Annotated in this window: 16 protein-coding genes, 1 tRNA gene and 1 pseudogene; 13 read left to right on the forward strand and 5 right to left on the reverse strand. The window is 70.6% G+C overall.

Going from position 1 to position 18,681, the window contains the following annotated elements:
* Nucleotides 1-3: 3 nt before the first annotated feature.
* Nucleotides 4-501: pseudogene (locus tag ABR738_RS33830) on the reverse strand (GntR family transcriptional regulator); the annotation flags it as partial.
* A gap of 29 nt (nt 502-530) precedes the next feature.
* Here ABR738_RS33830 and ABR738_RS33835 point away from each other — a divergent pair.
* Nucleotides 531-1,661 (forward strand): FAD-dependent monooxygenase, encoded by a 1,131-nt coding sequence (locus tag ABR738_RS33835; protein WP_350233743.1) that lies wholly within the window; start codon nt 531-533, stop codon nt 1,659-1,661.
* A gap of 25 nt (nt 1,662-1,686) precedes the next feature.
* Here ABR738_RS33835 and ABR738_RS33840 read toward each other — a convergent pair whose 3' ends face one another.
* On the reverse strand, nt 1,687-2,682 hold the full coding sequence (locus tag ABR738_RS33840) for a DMT family transporter (protein WP_350233744.1): 996 nt from the start codon (nt 2,680-2,682) through the stop codon (nt 1,687-1,689).
* Complete coding sequence (locus ABR738_RS33845; RefSeq protein ID WP_350233745.1) at nt 2,679-3,620, reverse strand: phosphatase PAP2 family protein; 942 nt, start codon at nt 3,618-3,620, stop codon at nt 2,679-2,681. The genes ABR738_RS33840 and ABR738_RS33845 overlap by 4 nt, the downstream gene beginning before the upstream one ends.
* Before the next feature lie 172 nt (nt 3,621-3,792).
* On the opposite strand from ABR738_RS33845, the gene ABR738_RS33850 reads away from it, so the two are divergent.
* Nucleotides 3,793-4,392, forward strand: coding sequence for a TetR/AcrR family transcriptional regulator (locus ABR738_RS33850; RefSeq protein ID WP_350233746.1), 600 nt, complete (start codon nt 3,793-3,795; stop codon nt 4,390-4,392).
* A gap of 45 nt (nt 4,393-4,437) precedes the next feature.
* Here the strand turns inward: ABR738_RS33850 and ABR738_RS33855 are convergent, their stop codons facing one another.
* The gene (locus tag ABR738_RS33855) at nt 4,438-5,217 is read right to left on the reverse strand and encodes a DeoR/GlpR family DNA-binding transcription regulator (protein WP_350233747.1); all 780 of its coding nucleotides are present in this window, start codon (nt 5,215-5,217) and stop codon (nt 4,438-4,440) included.
* Between the two features lie 172 nt (nt 5,218-5,389).
* On the opposite strand from ABR738_RS33855, the gene ABR738_RS33860 reads away from it, so the two are divergent.
* The 6 genes from ABR738_RS33860 to ABR738_RS33885 all read left to right on the forward strand — a co-directional run bounded on the left by ABR738_RS33860 (nt 5,390) and on the right by ABR738_RS33885 (nt 11,480).
* On the forward strand, nt 5,390-6,274 hold the full coding sequence (locus tag ABR738_RS33860; RefSeq protein WP_350233748.1) for an SIS domain-containing protein: 885 nt from the start codon (nt 5,390-5,392) through the stop codon (nt 6,272-6,274).
* A gap of 140 nt (nt 6,275-6,414) precedes the next feature.
* Nucleotides 6,415-7,272 (forward strand): class II fructose-bisphosphate aldolase, encoded by an 858-nt coding sequence (locus tag ABR738_RS33865; protein ID WP_350233749.1) that lies wholly within the window; start codon nt 6,415-6,417, stop codon nt 7,270-7,272.
* 111 nt (nt 7,273-7,383) lie between these two features.
* Nucleotides 7,384-8,613 (forward strand): cytochrome P450, encoded by a 1,230-nt coding sequence (locus tag ABR738_RS33870; protein ID WP_350233750.1) that lies wholly within the window; start codon nt 7,384-7,386, stop codon nt 8,611-8,613.
* A 22-nt stretch (nt 8,614-8,635) separates the two neighbouring features.
* A complete protein-coding gene (locus ABR738_RS33875) occupies nt 8,636-9,391 on the forward strand; it encodes a (Fe-S)-binding protein (RefSeq protein ID WP_350233751.1) in 756 nt (251 codons plus the stop codon).
* Entirely contained in the window at nt 9,388-10,854 is a 1,467-nt protein-coding gene (locus tag ABR738_RS33880; protein ID WP_502964189.1) for a lactate utilization protein B, read from the forward strand. Before ABR738_RS33875 ends, ABR738_RS33880 begins: the two co-directional genes overlap by 4 nt.
* Nucleotides 10,851-11,480: a LutC/YkgG family protein gene (locus ABR738_RS33885; protein WP_350233753.1), complete on the forward strand. Its 630-nt coding sequence runs from the start codon at nt 10,851-10,853 to the stop codon at nt 11,478-11,480. The genes ABR738_RS33880 and ABR738_RS33885 overlap by 4 nt, the downstream gene beginning before the upstream one ends.
* Here ABR738_RS33885 and ABR738_RS33890 read toward each other — a convergent pair.
* Nucleotides 11,470-11,955 (reverse strand): DUF309 domain-containing protein, encoded by a 486-nt coding sequence (locus tag ABR738_RS33890; protein WP_350233754.1) that lies wholly within the window; start codon nt 11,953-11,955, stop codon nt 11,470-11,472. The two genes, ABR738_RS33885 and ABR738_RS33890, sit on opposite strands and share 11 nt — an antisense overlap.
* Before the next feature lie 93 nt (nt 11,956-12,048).
* Between ABR738_RS33890 and ABR738_RS33895 the strand changes: the two genes are divergently transcribed.
* The 5 genes from ABR738_RS33895 (at nt 12,049) to ABR738_RS33915 (ending at nt 18,658) form a co-directional block, all read left to right on the forward strand.
* Nucleotides 12,049-12,122: transfer RNA gene (locus ABR738_RS33895), tRNA-Pro, on the forward strand.
* A 609-nt stretch (nt 12,123-12,731) separates the two neighbouring features.
* Nucleotides 12,732-13,145 carry a hypothetical protein gene (locus ABR738_RS33900; RefSeq protein ID WP_350233755.1) on the forward strand — a complete coding sequence of 138 codons (414 nt, stop codon included), beginning with the start codon at nt 12,732-12,734 and terminating at the stop codon, nt 13,143-13,145.
* Between the two features lie 12 nt (nt 13,146-13,157).
* A complete protein-coding gene (locus tag ABR738_RS33905; RefSeq protein ID WP_350233756.1) occupies nt 13,158-15,902 on the forward strand; it encodes a KGGVGR-motif variant AAA ATPase in 2,745 nt (914 codons plus the stop codon).
* A 1,518-nt stretch (nt 15,903-17,420) separates the two neighbouring features.
* Entirely contained in the window at nt 17,421-17,759 is a 339-nt protein-coding gene (locus ABR738_RS33910; protein ID WP_350233757.1) for a PadR family transcriptional regulator, read from the forward strand.
* The gene (locus tag ABR738_RS33915) at nt 17,756-18,658 is read left to right on the forward strand and encodes a hypothetical protein (protein ID WP_350233758.1); all 903 of its coding nucleotides are present in this window, start codon (nt 17,756-17,758) and stop codon (nt 18,656-18,658) included. The genes ABR738_RS33910 and ABR738_RS33915 overlap by 4 nt, the downstream gene beginning before the upstream one ends.
* Nucleotides 18,659-18,681: the final 23 nt, after the last annotated feature.

Here is an 18,681-nt window from a genome sequence, read left to right on the forward strand (position 1 = left end):
CGGGGTCCGGCCGCCCAGTTCGAGCCGTGCGCGCCAGCCGTCCGGGGGCACGGCCGGATAGCCCGCCTCGCCGAACGCGGCGTCCGCCATCAGGAGCACCAGGTCGTCCTTGCCGCCGACATGCCGGTACGGCGACATCGCGGCGACCCCTAGCCGGGCGGCGACTGCGCGCATGGACAGCGCGCCCGACCCTTCACTGTCGGCGATCTTCATGGCGGCCGCCACGATGCGTTCGGGCGTCAGATCCCGCTCCTGCGGGTGCTCTTCATCGCGCCGGACGCGCGTCCGTGCCCGTGACGCGCTCGTGCGGACGCTCACCACGGTGCCGACCCGGGGAAGGGTCTCCACGACGCCTTCCAGGCGCAGGGTGGTGAGCGCTTTGGTGGCGGTCGCCAGCGCGACACCCCACTCCTTGACGATCCCGCGCGTCGAAGGCACCCGGTCGCCCGGCGCCAGCTCCCCGCTCGTGACACGCCGCCGGATCTCCCCGGCGATACGCAGATAGGGCGGCTGCTCACCTTCCCCTTTCCATGCCCGGTCCCCTTTCCACGCGGCCGCCCCGCTGTACTGGGACGGCGGGGGTCGCGGGGTGTGCCCTCGCGTACTGGCTGGGTCGGTGCGGCTTCGTTCCGACGGTCGTCGAGCGCGCTCCTGGGGTGCGGCCCGGCGGGCAGGCGGTCGATGTCAGGGGAGTGGCGCTCGGCGTCGTGGAGCGGATGGGGCTGCTCCGCCGGGTGAGGGAGGGGGCCACCCATATGCGGGGCATGTCCGTGATCGACGCGAACGGCAAGGAGCTGCACCGTTCCACGGAGGCGACGTTCAGCGCCGGCAGACTCGACAGCGGGGATGTCGAGTTGCTGCGCGAGGATCTGGTGGGCGTCCTGGAGCAACTGGGCGCGGGTCAGGCCGAGTTCATCTACGGGGACCGGATCGTCGCACTCGACGAGGGCGAGCACGGGGTCCACGTCGCCTTCGAGTACGGCCCCGCACGGACCTTCGACCTCGTGGTCGGCGCCGACGGACTGCACTCGACGGTGCGTACGCTCGCGTTCGGCCCCGAAGGAACGTCCCCGCACCACCTCGGCACGCACCTGGCGATCTTCAGCGCCGAGAATTTTCTCGGCCTGGACAACTGGCAGCTGTGGCACCGCGACGGGGACGCCGGATACGGGATATATCCAGTGCGCGACGACAGCGAGCTGCGGATCACCTTCGGCTTCGCGTCCGGTCCGCTCGACCCCGCCACGCGCGACCCGCAGGTGCTGAGGCAGGAGGTCGCGGACAGGATGGGCGCGCTGTGCTGGGAGACTCCCCGGCTCCTCAAGGCGCTGTGGACCGCGCCCGACTTCTACGCCGACGCGATGGCGCAGGTCAGGCTGGACCGCTGGTCGCGCGGCCGGGCGGTGCTGGTCGGGGACGCCGGATACTGTGCCTCGCCGCTCTCGGGCCAGGGCACCAGCCTCGCGCTCGTGGGCGCGTACATCCTCGTGGACGCGCTTCGGCGCACAGGCGGGGACCACCGCGCCGCCTTCGCGCGGTACGAGGCGCGGATGCGGCCCTTCGTCGCGCTCAACCAGGCGTTGGCGACGGAGAATCCGGGCGGCGCGGCCGGCGAGGAGTCCCTGGAGCGCGCCAAGAACGCCCTCACACTCGACGCCTGACCCGCGCCCCCCGCCCGGGTCGCCCTCAGGCGGGGATGTGTACCGCCGGTTCGGTGGAGTGCACGTCGCCGGCCAGCGGCGGCAGCGGCAGGGGCAGCGGTGGCAGGGAAAGGGTGGGCGGGAGGTCCGCCGGGGGTGTCGGCGCTTGGTGCGGGCGGGGCGGCGTGGGGGCGAGTGCCGGGGCCGGGGGCGTGGCGCCGGTCAGCATGAGGACGCCCCGGGCCGCCACACACGCGGACGCCGCGGCGGTCAGCCAGCCGAGCGGGCCGCCGTGGAAGCTCTCGCCGAGCAGCGCGACCCCGATCACCGCGGCCGCGGCGGGGTTGGCGAGGTTGACCACGGCCAGGGGGGCGGCGAGCCCGCCCCGGTAGGCGGCCTGCGAGAGCAGCAGCCCGCCGACCGCGAACGCCGCCACGAGCACAGCGACCAGCGTAGTTCCCCACCAGGCCGGCGGTCCCGAGGGCAGCTCCCTGGCGAGGGAGGCGGTGACCGTCTGGGTCAGGGCGGACGCCACGCCGGACGCGACACCGGACGCCGTGGCGAGGCCGAGGCCGCCGCCGTGCGCGGAGTGCGCGCCGGCCCGTACCAGGAAGGCGAGCAGCAGCGCGGTGCCTGTCGCGATGGCAAGGGCCTCGTTCACGCTGAGCGCGTCACCGGGGCTCGCGGGTCCGGTGACCGCGATCAGGCCGGTGAGCCCGGCCAGCGTCCAGGCCGCCCCGCGCCACTCGCGCCGGCCGACCCTGCGGCGCTCGTAGTACGCCGACAGCGGCAGCGCGGCGACCAGGGTGAGCGCGCCGAGCGGCTGGACCAGAGTGAGCGGGCCGTAGTGGAGCGCGGCCACGTGCATGAGGGCGCCGGCGGCGTTCAGGCCCACCGCCCACCACCACAGCGGCCGGGTGAGCAACTGGCCGACGCCCTTGCCGCCCTGGGCGGCGAGGCGGGACTGCGCGACGGCGGCCAGCGCGTAACCGGCGGCCGACGCGAGCGAGAGCAGGATCGCGAGCAACGCGGATTCGTTCATCGCACGGCCTCGGAGAGCTGGGGCGCGGGAGCGCGCGGGGGAGTGGGTGTCTGCCGGGACGCGGGCGTGGTGGCCTCGGCGGCGGGCAGGGGGGCCGGCGCGTACCCGGGCCTGGACCGGAGCTCGACACCGGCCGCCGCCCGTGGCCCGTGTGCCCGTTCGGCCGACTTGGATGCCGCAGGCAACCGTGCGGGCCGCGGGGGCGCGGGCACGAAGCAGAGCACCGCTCCCAGCAGCGCGGTGGCCACGATCGCGTCGAGCCAGTAGTGGTTCGCGGTGCCGACGACCACGAGCAGGGTGAGCAGCGGGTGCAGCAGCCACAACCAGCGCCAGCGGCTCCGGGTCGCCATGATCAGCCCGATTGCCACCATCAGCGCCCAGCCGAAGTGCAGTGAGGGCATCGCCGCGAACTGGTTCGCCATGGTGTCGGTGCCCGGCGTCGCGGCGTACACGGAGGGCCCGTAGACCTGCGCCGTGTCGACCAGTCCCGCCGTGGTCAGCATGCGCGGCGGGGCGAGCGGAACCGTGATGTGCAGCACGAGGGCGGCGGCGGTGAGCCCCGCGAGCACCCGGCGCGACCAGAGGTAGTGGCCGGGGCGGCGCAGGTACAGATAGACCAGGAAGGCCACCGTGGCGGGGAAGTGCACCGTCGCGTAGAAGGTGTTGGCGACCTTCACCAGGGTGTCGCCGTGCAGCAGCAGATGCTGTACCGAGCCCTCGCCGGGCAGACGCAGCGCGCGCTCCCAGCTCCACACGCGGTCGGCGTTGTCGAAGGCGCTCGCCTCGTGCCCGTTCGCGAGCTGACGGCCGAACTTGTAGACGAGGAAGAGCGCGGTCACGAGCAGCAGCTCGCGCACCAGGGGCGGCCGGGAAGCGGTCGTCTCCGGTTCTGCGGGACGGGTCTGGCGACGCGCCCCCGTGGTTATACCGGCAAACATGCTCCGGCCCCTTTGAACCTGGATCGATACGTGGAAAAAGCGCAAGCGAACACAGGAAGGCTAGATCGAAACTCATCGAGACGCAAACGTCTCGATACGTTTGCGTCTCGATTGAGCGGAGCCTACTCTCGTACGTGCAGAAGCACCCCGTGCTCTTCCCTCGGAGGCAACGATGTCGACGCAGGCCGCCACGGCCGCTGCCCGCCGCAGCAAGATCAGCCCCGAGCGCGAGCTCGAGCTGTACGAGGCGGTGCTCGACCTGCTCAGAGAGGGCGGCTACGACTCCGTGACCATGGAGGGCGTCGCCGCGCGCACCCGGTGCGGCAAGGCGACCCTGTACCGGCAGTGGAAGAACAAGCCGCTCCTGGTGACGGCGGCGCTCGGCGCGAAGCGCTGCTCGTTCTTCACCGGCATCGACACCGGGACCCTGGCCGGGGACCTGCGTGAGGCGGCCCGTGCGGTCGGCCGGCGCGAGGGCCCCGACACGGAGCTGATGGAAGCGGTTGGCCAGGCCTACATCAAACACCCCGACCTGCGCGAAGCCCTGCGCGAGACCGTCCTGAACCCCGAGATCGCCGCGCTCGACGCGATGCTCGCACGGGGTGTCGAGCGCGGAGAGGTGGCGGCGGACCATCCCGCGCTCGGCTATGTCGCCCCCATGATCATGGGCATGTTGCGCATCGAGCGGTTGTTCGAGGACCGTTTCCGCGGCGAGGACACCCTGCTCGGCCTCCTGGAGGCCGTGATCTTCCCGGCGCTGCGGATCGGCTGAGGTGCGGGGCCGACTCGACGTATTCGTACGCGAGTTGACGCTCACTCAGACGGCGATGACCGTCACCCCGGCCTCGGTGAAGCGAGCGACCGTCTCCTCGGTCACGGCCGTGTCCGTCACCAGCGTGCCCACCTGGGATGTCGCGCAGATCCTGGCGAACGAGCGCTTGCCCAGCTTCGTCGAGTCCGCGGCCACCACGACCCGCTCGGCGCGCTCGCACAGCAGCCGGTTGATGCCGGCCTCGTCCTCGTCGTGCGCCGAGGCCCCGTGGGTCACGTCGAAGGCGCCGACGCCGAGCACCGCCACGTCCATCGTGATCTGGTTCAGGACGCCGCCCGCGAGTGGCCCCGTGAGCTCGTAGGTCTGGGGGCGGGCCACCCCGCCCGTCACCACGATCTTGAACTGCGGCCGCACCGCGAGCTCGTTGGCGATGTTGAGCGCGTTCGTCACGATCGTCAACGCCGGTGCGCCATGGGCCAGTTCGGGCCGCACCGCGAGCGCGCGGGCGACCTCTGTGGTCGTGGTGCCGCCGGTCAGGCCCACCGCCTCGCCCGGCGCCACCAGATCCGCCACGGCCCTGGCGATCCGCTGCTTCTCCGACGCCTGGCGCGCCGACTTGTAACGCAGCGGCAGCTCGTAGGAGACGCCGTGCACCAGCGCTCCGCCCCGGGTGCGCACCAGCATCTGCTGCTCGGCGAGCTGGTCGAAGTCGCGGCGGATCGTGGCGGCCGACACCCCAAGGGCGCTCGCCGCCTCGTCGACGTCGAGGCGGCCCTGATCCACAAGCAGCTCAAGGAGCGTTTGCCAGCGGGCGTCGCGCGACATCCGCATCCCCGTTCTTCGTACCGGTAACCGTCCGTAGTGACCTTAGCGCACGTCCATATGCTTGATCGTGCTCGAAATCTCGCTATATTTTGCAGAAACAAGCACGTGGACGCGGACTGACCAGTGTCCAGTGACCTCAAGGTCCAGTGACCTCAAGGGTGGGAGTGCCCGGATGAGCCATGTCGAGAACGAACTGAGCAGTCAGCCCGAGTGCTGGACGCGGGCGGCCGAGGTGGCCGTCCAGCACAAGGAGGCCCTGCCGGCCCCCGGCGAGCGCGTCGCGGTCGTCGGCTGCGGCACCTCCTTCTTCATGGCGCAGGCCGTCGCCGCCCTGCGCGAGAGCGCGGGCCTCGGCGAGACCGACGCGTTCGCCGCGTCGGAGTTCCCCGAGGCCCGCTCCTACGACCGGGTCGTCGCGCTGACCCGCTCCGGGACCACCACCGAAGTGCTCGCCCTGCTGGCGCGGGTGCGCGGCCGGGCCCGTACCACCGCCATCACGGCCGACCCCGCGACGCCGGTCATGCGGGCCGCCGACGACATCGTGGTGCTCGACTTCGCGGACGAGGAGTCGGTCGTCCAGACCCGCTTCGCCACCACCGCCCTCACCCTGCTCCGCGCCCACCTCGGGCTGCACACCGAGCAGGTCGTCGCCGACGCCCGTACCGCGCTGGCCGATCCGCTGCCCCAAGGCCTGGTGGAAGCGGCCCAGTTCACCTTCGTCGGCCGGGGTTGGACCAACGGCCTCGCCCAGGAGGCCGCCCTCAAGATGCGTGAGGCCTCCCTGTCCTGGACCGAGGCCTACCCGGCGATGGAGTACCGCCACGGCCCCATTGCCATCTCCACCACCACGACCGCCACCTGGATGTTCGGCGAGGCGCCCGAAGGCCTCGCCGCTCAGGTGGCCGCCACCGGCGCGCTGTGGATCGAGGGGCGCCTGGACCCGCTGGCCGAACTCGTCCGCGCCCAGCGTCTGGCCGTCGCCGTCGCGACCGCCCGGGGTCTCGACCCGGACCGCCCGCGCCACCTCACCCGCTCGGTCATCCTCGACGGCGCCTGAGCCGCAGACGACACCGCACGACACGGCCGCACAACGCGGCACAGGCGGAGACGCCGCACCACGCGGCACAGGTGAGACGCCGCACCATGCGGCACAGGTGAGACACCGCACAACGCGCCACAGGTGAAGGGGAAGCACAGATGCCACTCGCACGGACCGGCACACTTGTCGCCGAGGCCGCCGTCAAACGCCGCGCCGTCGCGGCCTTCAACATCATCACGCTGGAGCACGCCGAGGCGGTCATCGCGGGCGCCGAGGCCGCCAAGTCCCCGGTGGTCCTGCAAATCAGCGAGAACGCGGTCAAGTTCCGCTACGGCCGGGTACTGCCGCTGGCCCGCGCCGCCGTCGCGGCCGCCGAGGCCGCAGCCGTACCGGTCGCGCTCCACCTCGACCACGTCACCCGGGACGAACTCCTGCGCCAGGCCGCCGACGCGGGATTCAGCTCCGCCATGTACGACGCCGCCCACCTGCCCTACGAGGAGAACCTGGCGGCGACCCGCGCGGCCGCCGACTGGGCCCACACCCAAGGCCTGTGGATCGAGGCCGAGTTGGGCGAGGTCGGCGGCAAGAACGGAAAGGCGCCGCTCGACGCCCACGCGCCCGGCGCGCGCACCGACCCCGAGCAGGCGCGGCAGTTCGTCGCCGACTGTGGCGTCGACGCGCTCGCCGTCGCCATCGGCAGCACCCACGCCATGACCTCCCGCACCGCCCAACTCGACCACGCCCTGCTGGCCAGACTCGACGACGCGCTGAAGGTGCCGCTGGTCCTGCACGGCTCATCCGGGGTGCCCGACGACGCCCTCGCGGCCGCCGTCGCGGGCGGCATCGCCAAGGTCAACATCGGCACCGCCCTGAACCTGGCGATGACCGACGCCATCCGCGCCTACCTCGCGGCCCACCCCGAGGCGGTCGACGCCCGCACGTATCTGACGGTCGGCCGGCAGGCGATGGCCGCCACCGTCACCCGCCTGATCGGGGTGCTCGACCGCGACGCCTGAGACGCACGCGCCCGGCTGCCGGTCCCCTCGCGGGCCCCGGCAGCCACGGCGCCACGTTCCGCCAGTGCGGCACTCTTCCGATGTGGCCGGACGTCATAGACGATGGGCCCTGTGGACAGGCATGAGCACGCTCGGCTCGACGCGCTTCAGCGCGACCCGTATCCGCTCTACGCGCGGGCCCGGCACGCCGAGGGCCTGACCTTCGTACCGGAGCTGGACGCGTGGCTGGTGGCCCGCGACGCGGACGTGCGCGAGGTGCTGCGCCGCCCCGAGGCGTTCTCCTCCGCCAACGCGCTGCGCCCCGACGTCCTGCCGGGTCCCACGGTGCTCGCCGAAATGGGCCGGGGCTTCGGCGGCCGCCCCGTCGTGGTCAGCTCCGACGGCGCGCTGCACCAGCGGCTGCGCGCCCCGGTCGTGCACGGCCTCTCGCCCTCACGCGTCGCCGCCGTCGTGCCGTACGCGGCGGAGCGGGCCGGCGTGCTCATCGAGGGCTTCGCCGAGCGGGGCTTCGCCGACCTCATGGCCGAGTTCGCCCTCGTACTCCCCGGCCAGGTGATCGGGCACCTGATCGGCCTGGCACCGGCGGACGTCCCGCTCGCCGTGCACGGCGGCTACCGCGCCGAGCAACTGCTCTTCCGGCCGATGGCCGAGGCGGACCAGCTCGCGGCCGCCCGCGACGTCGTGGAGATGCAGCACCTCCTGGACACCTATGTGCGCGAGCGGTACGCCCGCCCCGAGGACGACCTGTGCAGCTCGCTGATCACCGCGCTGGTGACCCCCGGCGAGCCGGGCGGTGGCGAGCTCACCCTCGACGAGCGCCACGAGATGGTCGCCCACCTACAGAACTTCCTGCTGGCCGGGCACCTCACCACGAGCGCCCTGATCGGCTCCGCACTGCTCCACCTGATGCACCACCGGGCCCAGTGGGACCTGCTGTGCCAAAAGCCCGAGCTGATTCCGGCCGCCGTCGAGGAAGCCGCCCGCTACGACAGCCCGATCCAGGGTTTTCGGCGCATCACGACCCGGCCGGTCGTGCTGTCCGGCACCGAACTGCCCACCGGCGCCGTGGTGTTCGTCGCCTTCGGCTCCGCCAACCGCGACCCGAGCCGCCACGAACGCCCCGACGTCTTCGACATCACGCGTCCGCCCGCACGCCACCTCGCCTTCGGCTACGGAGTGCACGGCTGCCCGGGCTCCCAGCTGGCCCGCGAACAGCTGCGGGTCACCCTGGAACTGCTCACGGCGCGGCTGCCGGGACTGCGCCTGGCCGAGGAGAGACCCGTGGTCATGCGCCCCACCATGATCCACCGCTCGCCCGAAGAGCTCCCGCTGATCTGGTGAGCGTGCGGCATATCCTCCGACCATGCGCGTCGCACTCTTCGTCACCTGCGTCAACGACGCGGTGTATCCCGCCACCGGCATCGCGACGGTGAAACTGCTCGAACGGCTCGGGGTCGAAGTCCACTTCCCGCCCGGCCAGACCTGCTGCGGACAGCCCATGTTCAACACCGGCTACCGGCACGAGACCGAGCCCCTGGTGCGCCGCATGGCCCGGGTCTTCGCGGGCTACGACCACATCGTCACCCCCTCCGGCTCCTGCGCGGCCATGATCCGCGACAACTACCCCCGCATCGCCCGCAAGGCCGCCGCCGAAGGAGGGGACCCGGAACTGACCGAGGCCGCCCAGGCGCTGGCGCCGCGCACCTACGAACTGACCGAGTTCCTGGTGGACGTGCTCGGCGTGATCGACGTCGGCGCCTTCTTCCCGCACACCGTCACCTACCATCCCTCCTGCCACGGAGCGCGCCTGCTGGGCCTCGGCGACCGCCCGCGCCGCCTGCTGGCCGCCGTCAAGGGCCTTGAGCTGCGCGAACTGCCCGGCGCCGAGGAGTGCTGCGGCTTCGGCGGCACCTTCGCGCTGAAGAACCCCGACGTCTCCGCCGCGATGGGCACCGACAAGGTGCGCAACGCCCTTGCCACCGGGGCCGAGGTGCTGTGCGGCGCCGACAACTCCTGCCTGATGCACATCGGCGGCATCCTGCACCGCCAGGACGCCCCGACGCGGGCTCTCCACCTCGCCGAGATCCTTCTCAGTACGGAAGCGGAGCCCCACGTATGAGCGGCACCTTCATCGGCATGCCTGTGCCTCCCCCGCCCACCCGCCCTGTGCCTCCCCCGCCCACCCCCCGTGCCTTCCCCGAGGCCGCTCGCGACGCCGTACGCGACACCACTCTGCGCGCCAACCTGCGCCATGCCACCCACACCATCCGCGACAAACGGGCCAGGGCCGTCGCCGAACTCGAGGACTGGCAGCGGCTGCGCGAGGCCGGCAAGCGGATCAAGGACCACACGCTGCGCCATCTCGACCGGTACCTGGAGCAGTTGGAGGCGGCGGCCACCGCCGCCGGCGCGACCGTGCACTGGGCGGCCGACGCGGACGAGGCCAACCGGATCGTGACCGGCCTGGTCAAGGCCACAGGGGAGCGCGAGGTGGTCAAGGTCAAGTCGATGGCCACCCAGGAGATCGGTCTCAACGAGGCACTGGCCGCCGAGGGCATCCACGCCTACGAGACCGACCTGGCCGAACTCATCGTCCAGCTCGGCGACGACCGACCCTCGCACATCCTGGTCCCGGCGATCCACCGCAACCGCGCCGAGATCCGCGCCATCTTCCGCGAGCGGATGGGCAGATGGGGCAGGCCCGCGCCCGACGACCTCACCGACGAGCCCGCCGACCTCGCGGAGGCCGCCCGGCTGCACCTGCGGGAGAAGTTCCTGCGGGCGAAGGTCGCCATCTCGGGCGCCAACTTCATGGTCGCCGAGACCGGCACCCTGGTCGTCCTCGAGTCCGAGGGCAACGGCCGCATGTGCCTGACCCTGCCCGAGACCCTGATCTCGGTCGTCGGCATCGAGAAGACCGTCCCCACCTGGCGCGATCTGGAGGTCTTCCTGCAAACCCTGCCGCGCTCGTCGACGGCCGAGCGGATGAACCCGTACACCAGCATGTGGACCGGCACGTCCGACGACGACGGCCCCCGCACCTTCCACCTCGTGCTGCTCGACAACGGCCGCACCGACGCCCTCGCGGACGACATCGGCCGCCAGGCGCTGCGCTGCATCCGCTGCTCGGCCTGTCTCAATGTGTGCCCGGTGTACGAACGGGCCGGCGGCCACGCCTACGGCTCGGTCTACCCGGGCCCCATCGGCGCCATCCTCACGCCTCAACTCCGGGGCACCACGAGCGAGATCGACGCCTCGCTCCCGTACGCCTCCTCCCTGTGCGGCGCCTGCTACGACGTCTGCCCCGTCGCCATCGACATCCCCGAGGTCCTGGTCCACCTCCGTGAGCGGGTCGCGGACCAAGGCGGGCGCGGGCACCGCGCGGAGAAGGCCGTGATGCGGGCGGCCAGTTGGGTCATGGACCACCCCGCGGCTCTGGCGGCGGGGGAGCGGGCGGCGGCCAGGACCCGCGCGCTGCACCCCGGGCGGCCACCGGGCGCGGGCGCCTGGACCGAGAGCCGCGACCTGCCTCCGCTGCCCGCACAACCCTTCCGTGACTGGTGGAAGAAGAACCGCACATGAGCTCACGCGACCGCGTCCTCGCCCGGGTCCGGGCCGCCGTGGCCGGCGCGCCCGAGGCACCGGCCGTGCTCCGCGACTACCTCACCAGCCACACCCGTGACGACCCGGCGGCCCTGCTCGACCTGCTGCACGACAACCTCGCCGACTACCGCGCCCTCGTGCACCGCGCGGACCCGGCGGGAGTGGCGCCGCTCGTCGCGCGGCTGCTGGCGGCGCGCGGGGCGAAAAGCGTCCTGGTTCCGGCGGGGCTCCCCGACGCGTGGCTCGCGGACACCGACTGCGTACGCGTGGCGGACCGCGTGGAAGCGACGGCGGCCGAACTCGACGCCGTGGACAGCGTCATCACCGGCTGCGCCCTGGCCATCGCGGAGACCGGCACTCTCGTCCTGGACGCGGGACCGGCCCAGGGGCGCCGGCGCATCACCCTCGTACCCGACCACCACATCTGCGTCGTACGGGCGCCCGAGCAGATCGTGGCCTCCGTCCCGCGCGCCATGTCACGCCTCGACCCGCGCCGCCCGCTGACCTGGCTCTCGGGCCCCTCCGCCACCAGCGACATCGAGCTCGACCGGGTGGAGGGCGTACACGGACCCCGCGCCCTCGAAGTGATCCTGCTCAGCGGGTGAGCCGGGGCGCGTCGGTTGCGGCGTCGACCGGCCCCGGCAGCCGGCCCGCGAGCTCGTGCGCCCACGCGGCGAGCCCGTCCAGATCCAGCCCATGGGCCCCGGCGCCCGGACCCGCCCCGTACCGGGCGAGCGAGCCCGTACCCCGTTCAAGGAGCGAGCGGGCTCCCTTGGCGTTGCCGCGCGCGGCATGCGTGAGCCCCACCGCGAGCTGCGCCAATCCCCGCCACAGTGGCTCCTCCTGGGCGGGGCCCGACTTCCACGCGTCCTCGAACACCTCGTGCGCGTGGAAGGGCATCCCCGCCCCCAGCAGCCGCTGCGCCTCGCGCACCGTCTCCTCGGGGGAGCGCGTCACGCCCTCCGGCTGCCGCGCCACCCCCTCGGCGCCGTACGGCAACGGCCGCCCGAGCCCGTCCCGGGGCCGGGCATTGCGCGCCCGCCCCTCGGCGTCACGATCCCGGGCCGCAGAACTGTCCATACGGCGATTGTGCCCCGTTCCTGGTCCGCCCCCGGAGTGCGGTATGGTTCTCATGCACGAACGGCCGGGGGAAACCCCAGGTCAGACGGGCATCGGGACGTGGCGCAGCTTGGTAGCGCACTTGACTGGGGGTCAAGGGGTCGCAGGTTCAAATCCTGTCGTCCCGACTCGTGAGAGTCGCAGATCAGGGGCCGTTTCAGAGCAATCTGAAACGGCCCTTTGATCGTTTCTGGGACGGATGGGGATCAGCGCATTTGACCGGACCCGAGTGCTCTGTGACCGGGTCGAGGCGGGCCTTGATCGCAGGGCGCCGCTCGGCGGAGCCCCTTGATGAGCTGTGACGCCTTTCAGCCCGATGGCCATGGCGTGGCGGGAACCGTGCTCAGGACGCGCGATGCCGTTGTGCTGCTGCCGGAAGGATGCGACGGGAGAGCGGGGCAGCTTGCTCATGTCGGTCGAGCCGACGTGGCCTGCTCCACCCATCGTGGAGCGAGTCCGTTTGTCTGTGACCAGCGATGCTGTCAGTGCCTACTGGGGTCTTGGGGTTGCGCGACAGGCCGGGACTGGCTCCCGCCAGCAAGCGGAGGAGTAGGTGTAGGGGGTCGGCGGCGGCTGCGACCGCACTTCTTTGCGACTTGGCCAGAGAGTCTTTGATGAACCCGCGTCGGACCGCGGCCGTTCGGTGGCGGGGCCTTGGATGCGTGAAAGGTAGGCGTGTTTCGGACGTTTGATCACATCGGAGGTATGGCCGCACTTGCGGTGCGATGATGTGCGGCATGGTGCTTCACGTGGGGGTGGCTGCGCTCCGTAAGCGACGGACGCAGTTGCGGGACAGTGCGGGCAAGGTGGCGGACGGTGGGGATACGGTCACTTCCTGCCTTCTTCTCTTCTACGCGGCGGAGTGTGCGCTCAAGGAGAGGGTGCTGGCGCGACGAGGCCTTCGGGACACCTCGTATCTCGAGCCGACACATGATCTCTGGAAATTGGCAAAGGACCTTGGCCTGCCACGGCGTCTGGGGACCGCGCTGAAGGGGATGAAGAACTGCCGTGCCGCAGGGCAGCCCGGGGTGAACGTGGCCCTGGCCGAGCTGCATCAAGCCTGGCGTTATGGTGTGAAACTGCACGTCGAGGACGAGAAAAGGGCCCGTGAACTGTTGGACGAGCTCATCTCATGGTGTGAGCAGGATTGAGGGGGGCAAGTCGTGGCAGAACTGGGAAAGCTGGAGATCATGGACAGCGGAATTGTGCCTCCCAGCCACCTCTTCAGCTGGGTGGATGTGGATGAGCACTTGACCAGGCTGGCTCTGGCGGGGGAGTGGCCCGACTGGCTTGTTGCCGCGGACGGGTGGTGGGACTGCCTGGAACTGGTCACCAGGGCTTCTGTCGAGCCCGCAACAGTGAAGCGCTGGCTGGACGAGGTGTTCGGCACCGGGTCGGCCGGGTGGGTGGACGGCGATCTGTTGCTGGGGCTCGACGATCCTCGGACCACCGAGTTCACCGGATTGCGGGTCGAACTCAGCGTGGACGTTGAGCAGACTGGCGGGGCGAGGAGACGCGTGCCGTTGCTTCGGGAGAAACACATCACGCGCCAGCTGGCAGAACCCCTTCACCGGCCCGACGCGCCGGCTTTTGCTGACGATGTGCAGCTCATGGCCTTCCACTCCTTCAAGGGCGGAGTCGGGCGCACAGTACACGCGGTGGCCGTCGCCGACAAAGTGGCACGGAGCGGGGGCAAGGTCCTGCTGATCGACGCCGACCTCGAGGCTCCTGGTATCACGTGGATGCACAAGGAGCAGGGCGGACAGTGCGACTTCACGTACGAGGATTTCATCACTCTTCTGCAGGGTGATGAAAACGGGGAGTATGCGACTGCGGTCGATATCGCTACCGCCTATTTGCCCAATCAGCAGGCTGGCCACTATGCAGGCGGCGGCAGCATCACCGTCATGCCGTCGAGCCGTCGTGTGACGTTGGCTCCGCCTCGGATCGAACCGGCGGACCTGCTTTCCCCGGGGAGGTCGACGTACTTCGTGACGGAGGCGCTGGCAGCTCTGGGAGCGCGGCTCGGGGTGGACACGGTGGTCGTGGACCTGAGGGCGGGCGCCTCCGAACTGTCTGCTCCGGTACTTCTCGACCCTAGGGTCCAACGCATCTTCGTGACCACGCTCAGTCATCAATCTCTGGCCGGCACGGAATTGATGATTCGTCAACTCGGAGCGAAGGCGCCCACCGTTCAAGGCACCGACCCTGCGACGGCGGTCATCGTCACCCAATATCGGATGGATACTCACACTGCACAGGCCGATGCTGCACGCAATATGCTTTCCGTAGCGCTAGGAGCCGCGCTTCGCAGTTCGGCGGGGACCGACGGAGACGAAACTGAAACCGTCGACGCGGCGTTGCTTGCCCAGCCAGTATTGAGCCTCTTCAGGGAGGAGCTCCTCGCGCTTCCTTCCTCCTGGGACGCGGTGTTGGACGTGATTTCGTCGTGTGGAGTCGCCGACGGACTCGAGTTCCTGCTGCCGGCTCCGGCATCCCGAGCCACGGCTGGATCGGTGCCCGGGACAGTGCCGGACTATGGTCAATTGCGCCGCAATCTCGCCCGGACCGCCGGTAACCTCGTATACGCGGAACAGAGCGGGCTCTCCTCGGCGGGCGGCTTCCTCGTGACTGAACCGCTCCGTCGTCTGCTTGCCGACCACCGAACTGAGTTGCCGCAGGCGCTCGTGGTGGGAGCCAAAGGAGCAGGCAAGACTTTCATGTACGCGAAGGCATGCGCCGCGCGGACATGGCAGACGTTCGCCGAGCAGTCCGGAATCACAGGTGTCACGGTCGAAGCGCCCATCGTTCCTGTTCTGGAGTCAGCGAACCTGGAGTATGGGGATCTCGTGCCGCAGGACCTGCGTGATGCCTTCGCTTCGGCTTACGAAGACTTGCCGCCAGGGGATGTCACCGCGTCCAGCATCTCGTACAAGCTGAAGGCTGGGCTAGGAAGGCTCGATGGTCATGATGAACTCGGCTGGCGGAGCCTGTGGCTGGAATGCTTGGCTGTGGCCTGTGGATTGGAAGTCTCCGAGCAGCGGACTCCAGAAGAGGCGTTGATCGATCTTGGCCGACGGGCCAAAGCGGTCTTCGTGATCGACGGGCTCGAAGATCTCATGCAAAACCTGGACAGCGATACGAAGCGCACGGCATTGAGGGTTTTGCTGATCGATGTCCTGGGGTGGCTTCGCTCGCTGCGAGGCCGCCCGTTCGGCCTCGTGGTGTTCGTTCGGCGAGACCTCGTCACTGGGGCGGTTCGGCAGAACAGCGGCCAGCTCCTCGGCAGATACGATCACTACGCCCTGCATTGGAGCAAGGACGAGGCGTTGCGTCTCGCACTCTGGGTGACTGCGCACGCCGAAGCACTACCCGAACCTGTTTCGCTCTCCGGGATCACGGATCTCTCGGCGGATGAGCTCATTGACAGCCTCATCCAGGTATGGGGCTGGAAGATGGGTAGCGCGAAGTCTCGCGAGGCACGCTCCCACCTGTGGGTCCCGGCGGCGCTCGGGGACTTCAACGGCCAGGTGCAGGCCCGAGACGTAGTCATGTTTCTCGCGACAGCGGCCAAGAAATCCGAGCAGTACAACGACACCGTGGACGATCGCGTGCTCGTCCCGACTGCTATGCGTAAGGCCTTGCTCGAATGCAGCAGGAACAAGATCGCTTCAGTGGGGGAGGAGGACAAGGAGATTGGGCGTCTGCTGGTGCACATGCAGGGGCTCGGCCACTCTGTCCTGGTTCCGTTCGAGCTCGAGCAGGTTCAGCTGACGGTCGCGGAGGCAGACCTCCTGATCGAATCCGGAGTCTTCAGCAAGGGGTCCGACGGACGCTACTGGGTGCCGGAGATCTATCGACACGGTCTCGGATTCAATAGTGAACGGCGTGCGAGGGTGCTCTGGTAGCAAGCGCGACCTCAGGTATGGGTGAGGAATACGCCGAGCGCGTGGTCTTCGGGTATCAGCTTCCCGCCCGACCTTGGCCGAGTTGCCGCTACTCCAGGTACGCCAGCGAGCGGTCGCGCGTGCATTCGCCGACCGGGAGGCGTGAAGAGTTCTCCGTCTGACGGCGTGTGTCAGTGCTCAGCTCGCAAGACGGGAGAAGCGGGTTCGTGCGCGACCGCATGCCGGCAGCCGATGTACCGCTCGGGCCGTTGGAGGGCACCGTTGTGCTCGGGTTGCGCCGTGGGCTGGGGGCCAGAGGCGCAGCCGACATCCGTGCTGGGCGTCTTCATGGGAGCGCTCGGCGGCGCGGGCCCGCTTCACCAGCTGCGGGCTTGTGCGGAGCCGGAGGAGGACGTGCACTGGACGCAGGGCGAGGTATGGGTCCGCAGCCGAGTTCCTTCAACTTCAAACGAAATACCGAGGATGACGAGAGCGACGACGGGCGGTGGGAAGCGCGTAGGGAGGCCGACCGCGGAGGCAGGACTTGCCCCTTTGGCGTCATGCCACAGGAAGCCTCGACCAAGCGCAGACCGCTATCCATCACTTTCCTTGGCTGACGGACGGGGCCCGGCCGATGTTGGTGGCGAAGGAGGGCTACCTCGATAGTCTCCGGCCGCAGGCGCCCTCTTCGTAAGCCGACTGGCCTCGCCGTACGCTGCGGCTCCGACGCCTGGAACGCCCACGCTGCCGCCGATTGGCCATGCGGTGCAGGATCGCCCAGCCGCGTCGGCGGAGAGGTCGAGACGGGACAGCGTCGCGCGCCACACCGCCGACTCTCGCAAGACGCGGCCCGGTCCCTGGCGGCACAGGGCGTAACGGCCCCCTGGATGGACGGCGCCCTCCCAGAGTGGGCGACCGGTTCCGTCGATGACAACGCCCTGCCCGTCCTGGCGCTCCGCTTCACGCCAGCCGAAGTCGAGGCCGGCGTGCTCGGCGGCCTGCGGCGCCAACTCCTCCTGCGCGCGCCACTGTTCGAGCAGCGCCCTGACGCGGGGATCGTTCCCGCCGGAGGGTGTGCAGGCGTCCGGCAGCGCCGGCAGGCGCCGGCAGGTTCGGCAGGTTCGGCGTTCGGCAGGTTCGGAGGCCAGGCCTGCCGGTAGCCGGGCTCGCCGGTGTACACATGGGCCAGCAACCGCGTGAACTCGGGGGCGCCGGACGCAGCGGGCCCGGATTTCCTGGTTCACGCCAAGGGCGTCGGCCGCGCATCGGGCGCGGGCGCGCAGGTGCTGGTCGAGGACATCGGGGAGCGGCGGGCGAGCGTCCACGTCGTACCGGCCGCCGTACTTGGCGTCCGCCGACAGCCGGTGGTCGAGGAATTTCAGGACGACGGTCAACGCGGCTCCAGCGATAGGGGGTTGTCGATCCTAGGCGCCGCCGTGGCGTCGCGAGGCCCGGGCGGTCGCACGGACCGCGCCCGCGCCCCTCCTGGACGGTGGACCCGCTCACGACATATGTCGGTGAATGACATATGGTGGTGCCATGACTGATCGGGCCATGCAGGAACCGACCTTGCTCCTTCTCACCGCGCTCGCCGACGAGCCACGCCACGGCTACGCCATCGCGCGCGAGGTGGAGGTGATCTCGGGCGGGCGGATGAAGATGCGGACCGGCACGCTGTACGGGGCGCTGGAACGCCTCTTGCAGCAGGGGCTGATCGAGGTGCACAGCGAAGAGGTGGTCGACAGCCGGCTGCGGCGCATCTACACGCTGACCTCGCCCGGCCGCGCCGCACTTGCCGCCGAGGCTGAGCGGATCGCCGCCACCGCGCGCGAAGCCACCAGGCGCCTCGGCGTGACCGGTGAGGCCGCCACCTCGTGAACCCCGTACTGCTGCGCCTGTACCCGGCCGGCTTCCGCCGTGCTTTCGGCGATGAGATAGCCGAGTCCTACCGCGAAGCGACGGCCGGCGCCGGCCCGCGCGACCGGCTCCGTGAAGCCGCGGACGTCGTCGCGCACGCCCTGCGGCTGCGCCTCTGGATCGGGTCCGCCCACGCGGGGGGAGGTCTCATGGCGGCCGCCGCGCCCTTCGCTCTGGCCGCGACTGCCGCGTACGCCGCCTTCAACCTCAACGCGAGCGCGGGAGACTGGTATGTCATGCGCGGCGTGGGGGCCGTGGCCGACGCCGCGCCGCTGCTGACGCTCATGAACGCCGGCTATCTGCTGACCCTGCTCGGCGCGGTGGTGGCGCCGGCCGGACGTTACGTCCCCGGCGTGCTGGCGGCGACCGCCGGGGCGGTGGTCAGTTCGGTGAGCTTCCTCCACCCCGTCTGGCCCTCCCCGGCCGAGGTGAGCGGGCAGTTCGTGGGCTTCCTTCTCGCGCCGGTCGTGTTCGCCGCGCTGCCGCTGGCCTGTCCGCCGGATCTGCGCCCGGCCCGGCGTGCGCGCGGAGCGGCGGGCGTGGTCGCGCTCGCGGTGTGGGCCGTGCTCCTGGTGGCGGCCCTCGTGGTCATCGACCCGCTCGGCATCGGCTTGCGCGTTCCGTGGCGCTTCGGTGTCCCCATCGTCGCGGCCCTGGTGCTCGCGGGCCGCCGCGCCTTCGCCGCGATCCGCACCACCGGCCAACTTGCCGCCGCCGCCACGCCGTTCATCACCATCCTGTACTTCTCCGGATGGGTGCGCACCGACGAACTCCTCACCCTCATCGGCGCCCTCGCGGTCACCGCTGTGGTCCTGAGGCTGCGGCGCACCGGCGACGTCGACCGGATCAACACCGCCTGAGGGAGCGCGCGTTGCGGTGCCCG

Origin of the sequence: Streptomyces sp. Edi4 (assembly GCF_040253615.1) — a bacterium.
Classification (GTDB): Bacteria; Actinomycetota; Actinomycetes; order Streptomycetales; family Streptomycetaceae; genus Streptomyces.

Excerpts from the sequence above, each read along its gene's own strand:
- ABR738_RS33835 (WP_350233743.1), top strand. The coding sequence starts at position 531 with ATGCCCGGTCCCCTTTCCACGCGGCCGCCCCGCTGTACTGGGACGGCG.
- ABR738_RS33840 (WP_350233744.1), bottom strand. The coding sequence starts at position 2,682 with ATGAACGAATCCGCGTTGCTCGCGATCCTGCTCTCGCTCGCGTCGGCC.
- ABR738_RS33845 (WP_350233745.1), bottom strand. The coding sequence starts at position 3,620 with ATGTTTGCCGGTATAACCACGGGGGCGCGTCGCCAGACCCGTCCCGCA.
- ABR738_RS33850 (WP_350233746.1), top strand. The coding sequence starts at position 3,793 with ATGTCGACGCAGGCCGCCACGGCCGCTGCCCGCCGCAGCAAGATCAGC.
- ABR738_RS33855 (WP_350233747.1), bottom strand. The coding sequence starts at position 5,217 with ATGTCGCGCGACGCCCGCTGGCAAACGCTCCTTGAGCTGCTTGTGGAT.
- ABR738_RS33860 (WP_350233748.1), top strand. The coding sequence starts at position 5,390 with ATGAGCCATGTCGAGAACGAACTGAGCAGTCAGCCCGAGTGCTGGACG.
- ABR738_RS33865 (WP_350233749.1), top strand. The coding sequence starts at position 6,415 with ATGCCACTCGCACGGACCGGCACACTTGTCGCCGAGGCCGCCGTCAAA.
- ABR738_RS33875 (WP_350233751.1), top strand. The coding sequence starts at position 8,636 with ATGCGCGTCGCACTCTTCGTCACCTGCGTCAACGACGCGGTGTATCCC.
- ABR738_RS33880 (WP_502964189.1), top strand. The coding sequence starts at position 9,388 with ATGAGCGGCACCTTCATCGGCATGCCTGTGCCTCCCCCGCCCACCCGC.
- ABR738_RS33885 (WP_350233753.1), top strand. The coding sequence starts at position 10,851 with ATGAGCTCACGCGACCGCGTCCTCGCCCGGGTCCGGGCCGCCGTGGCC.
- ABR738_RS33890 (WP_350233754.1), bottom strand. The coding sequence starts at position 11,955 with ATGGACAGTTCTGCGGCCCGGGATCGTGACGCCGAGGGGCGGGCGCGC.
- ABR738_RS33900 (WP_350233755.1), top strand. The coding sequence starts at position 12,732 with ATGGTGCTTCACGTGGGGGTGGCTGCGCTCCGTAAGCGACGGACGCAG.
- ABR738_RS33910 (WP_350233757.1), top strand. The coding sequence starts at position 17,421 with ATGACTGATCGGGCCATGCAGGAACCGACCTTGCTCCTTCTCACCGCG.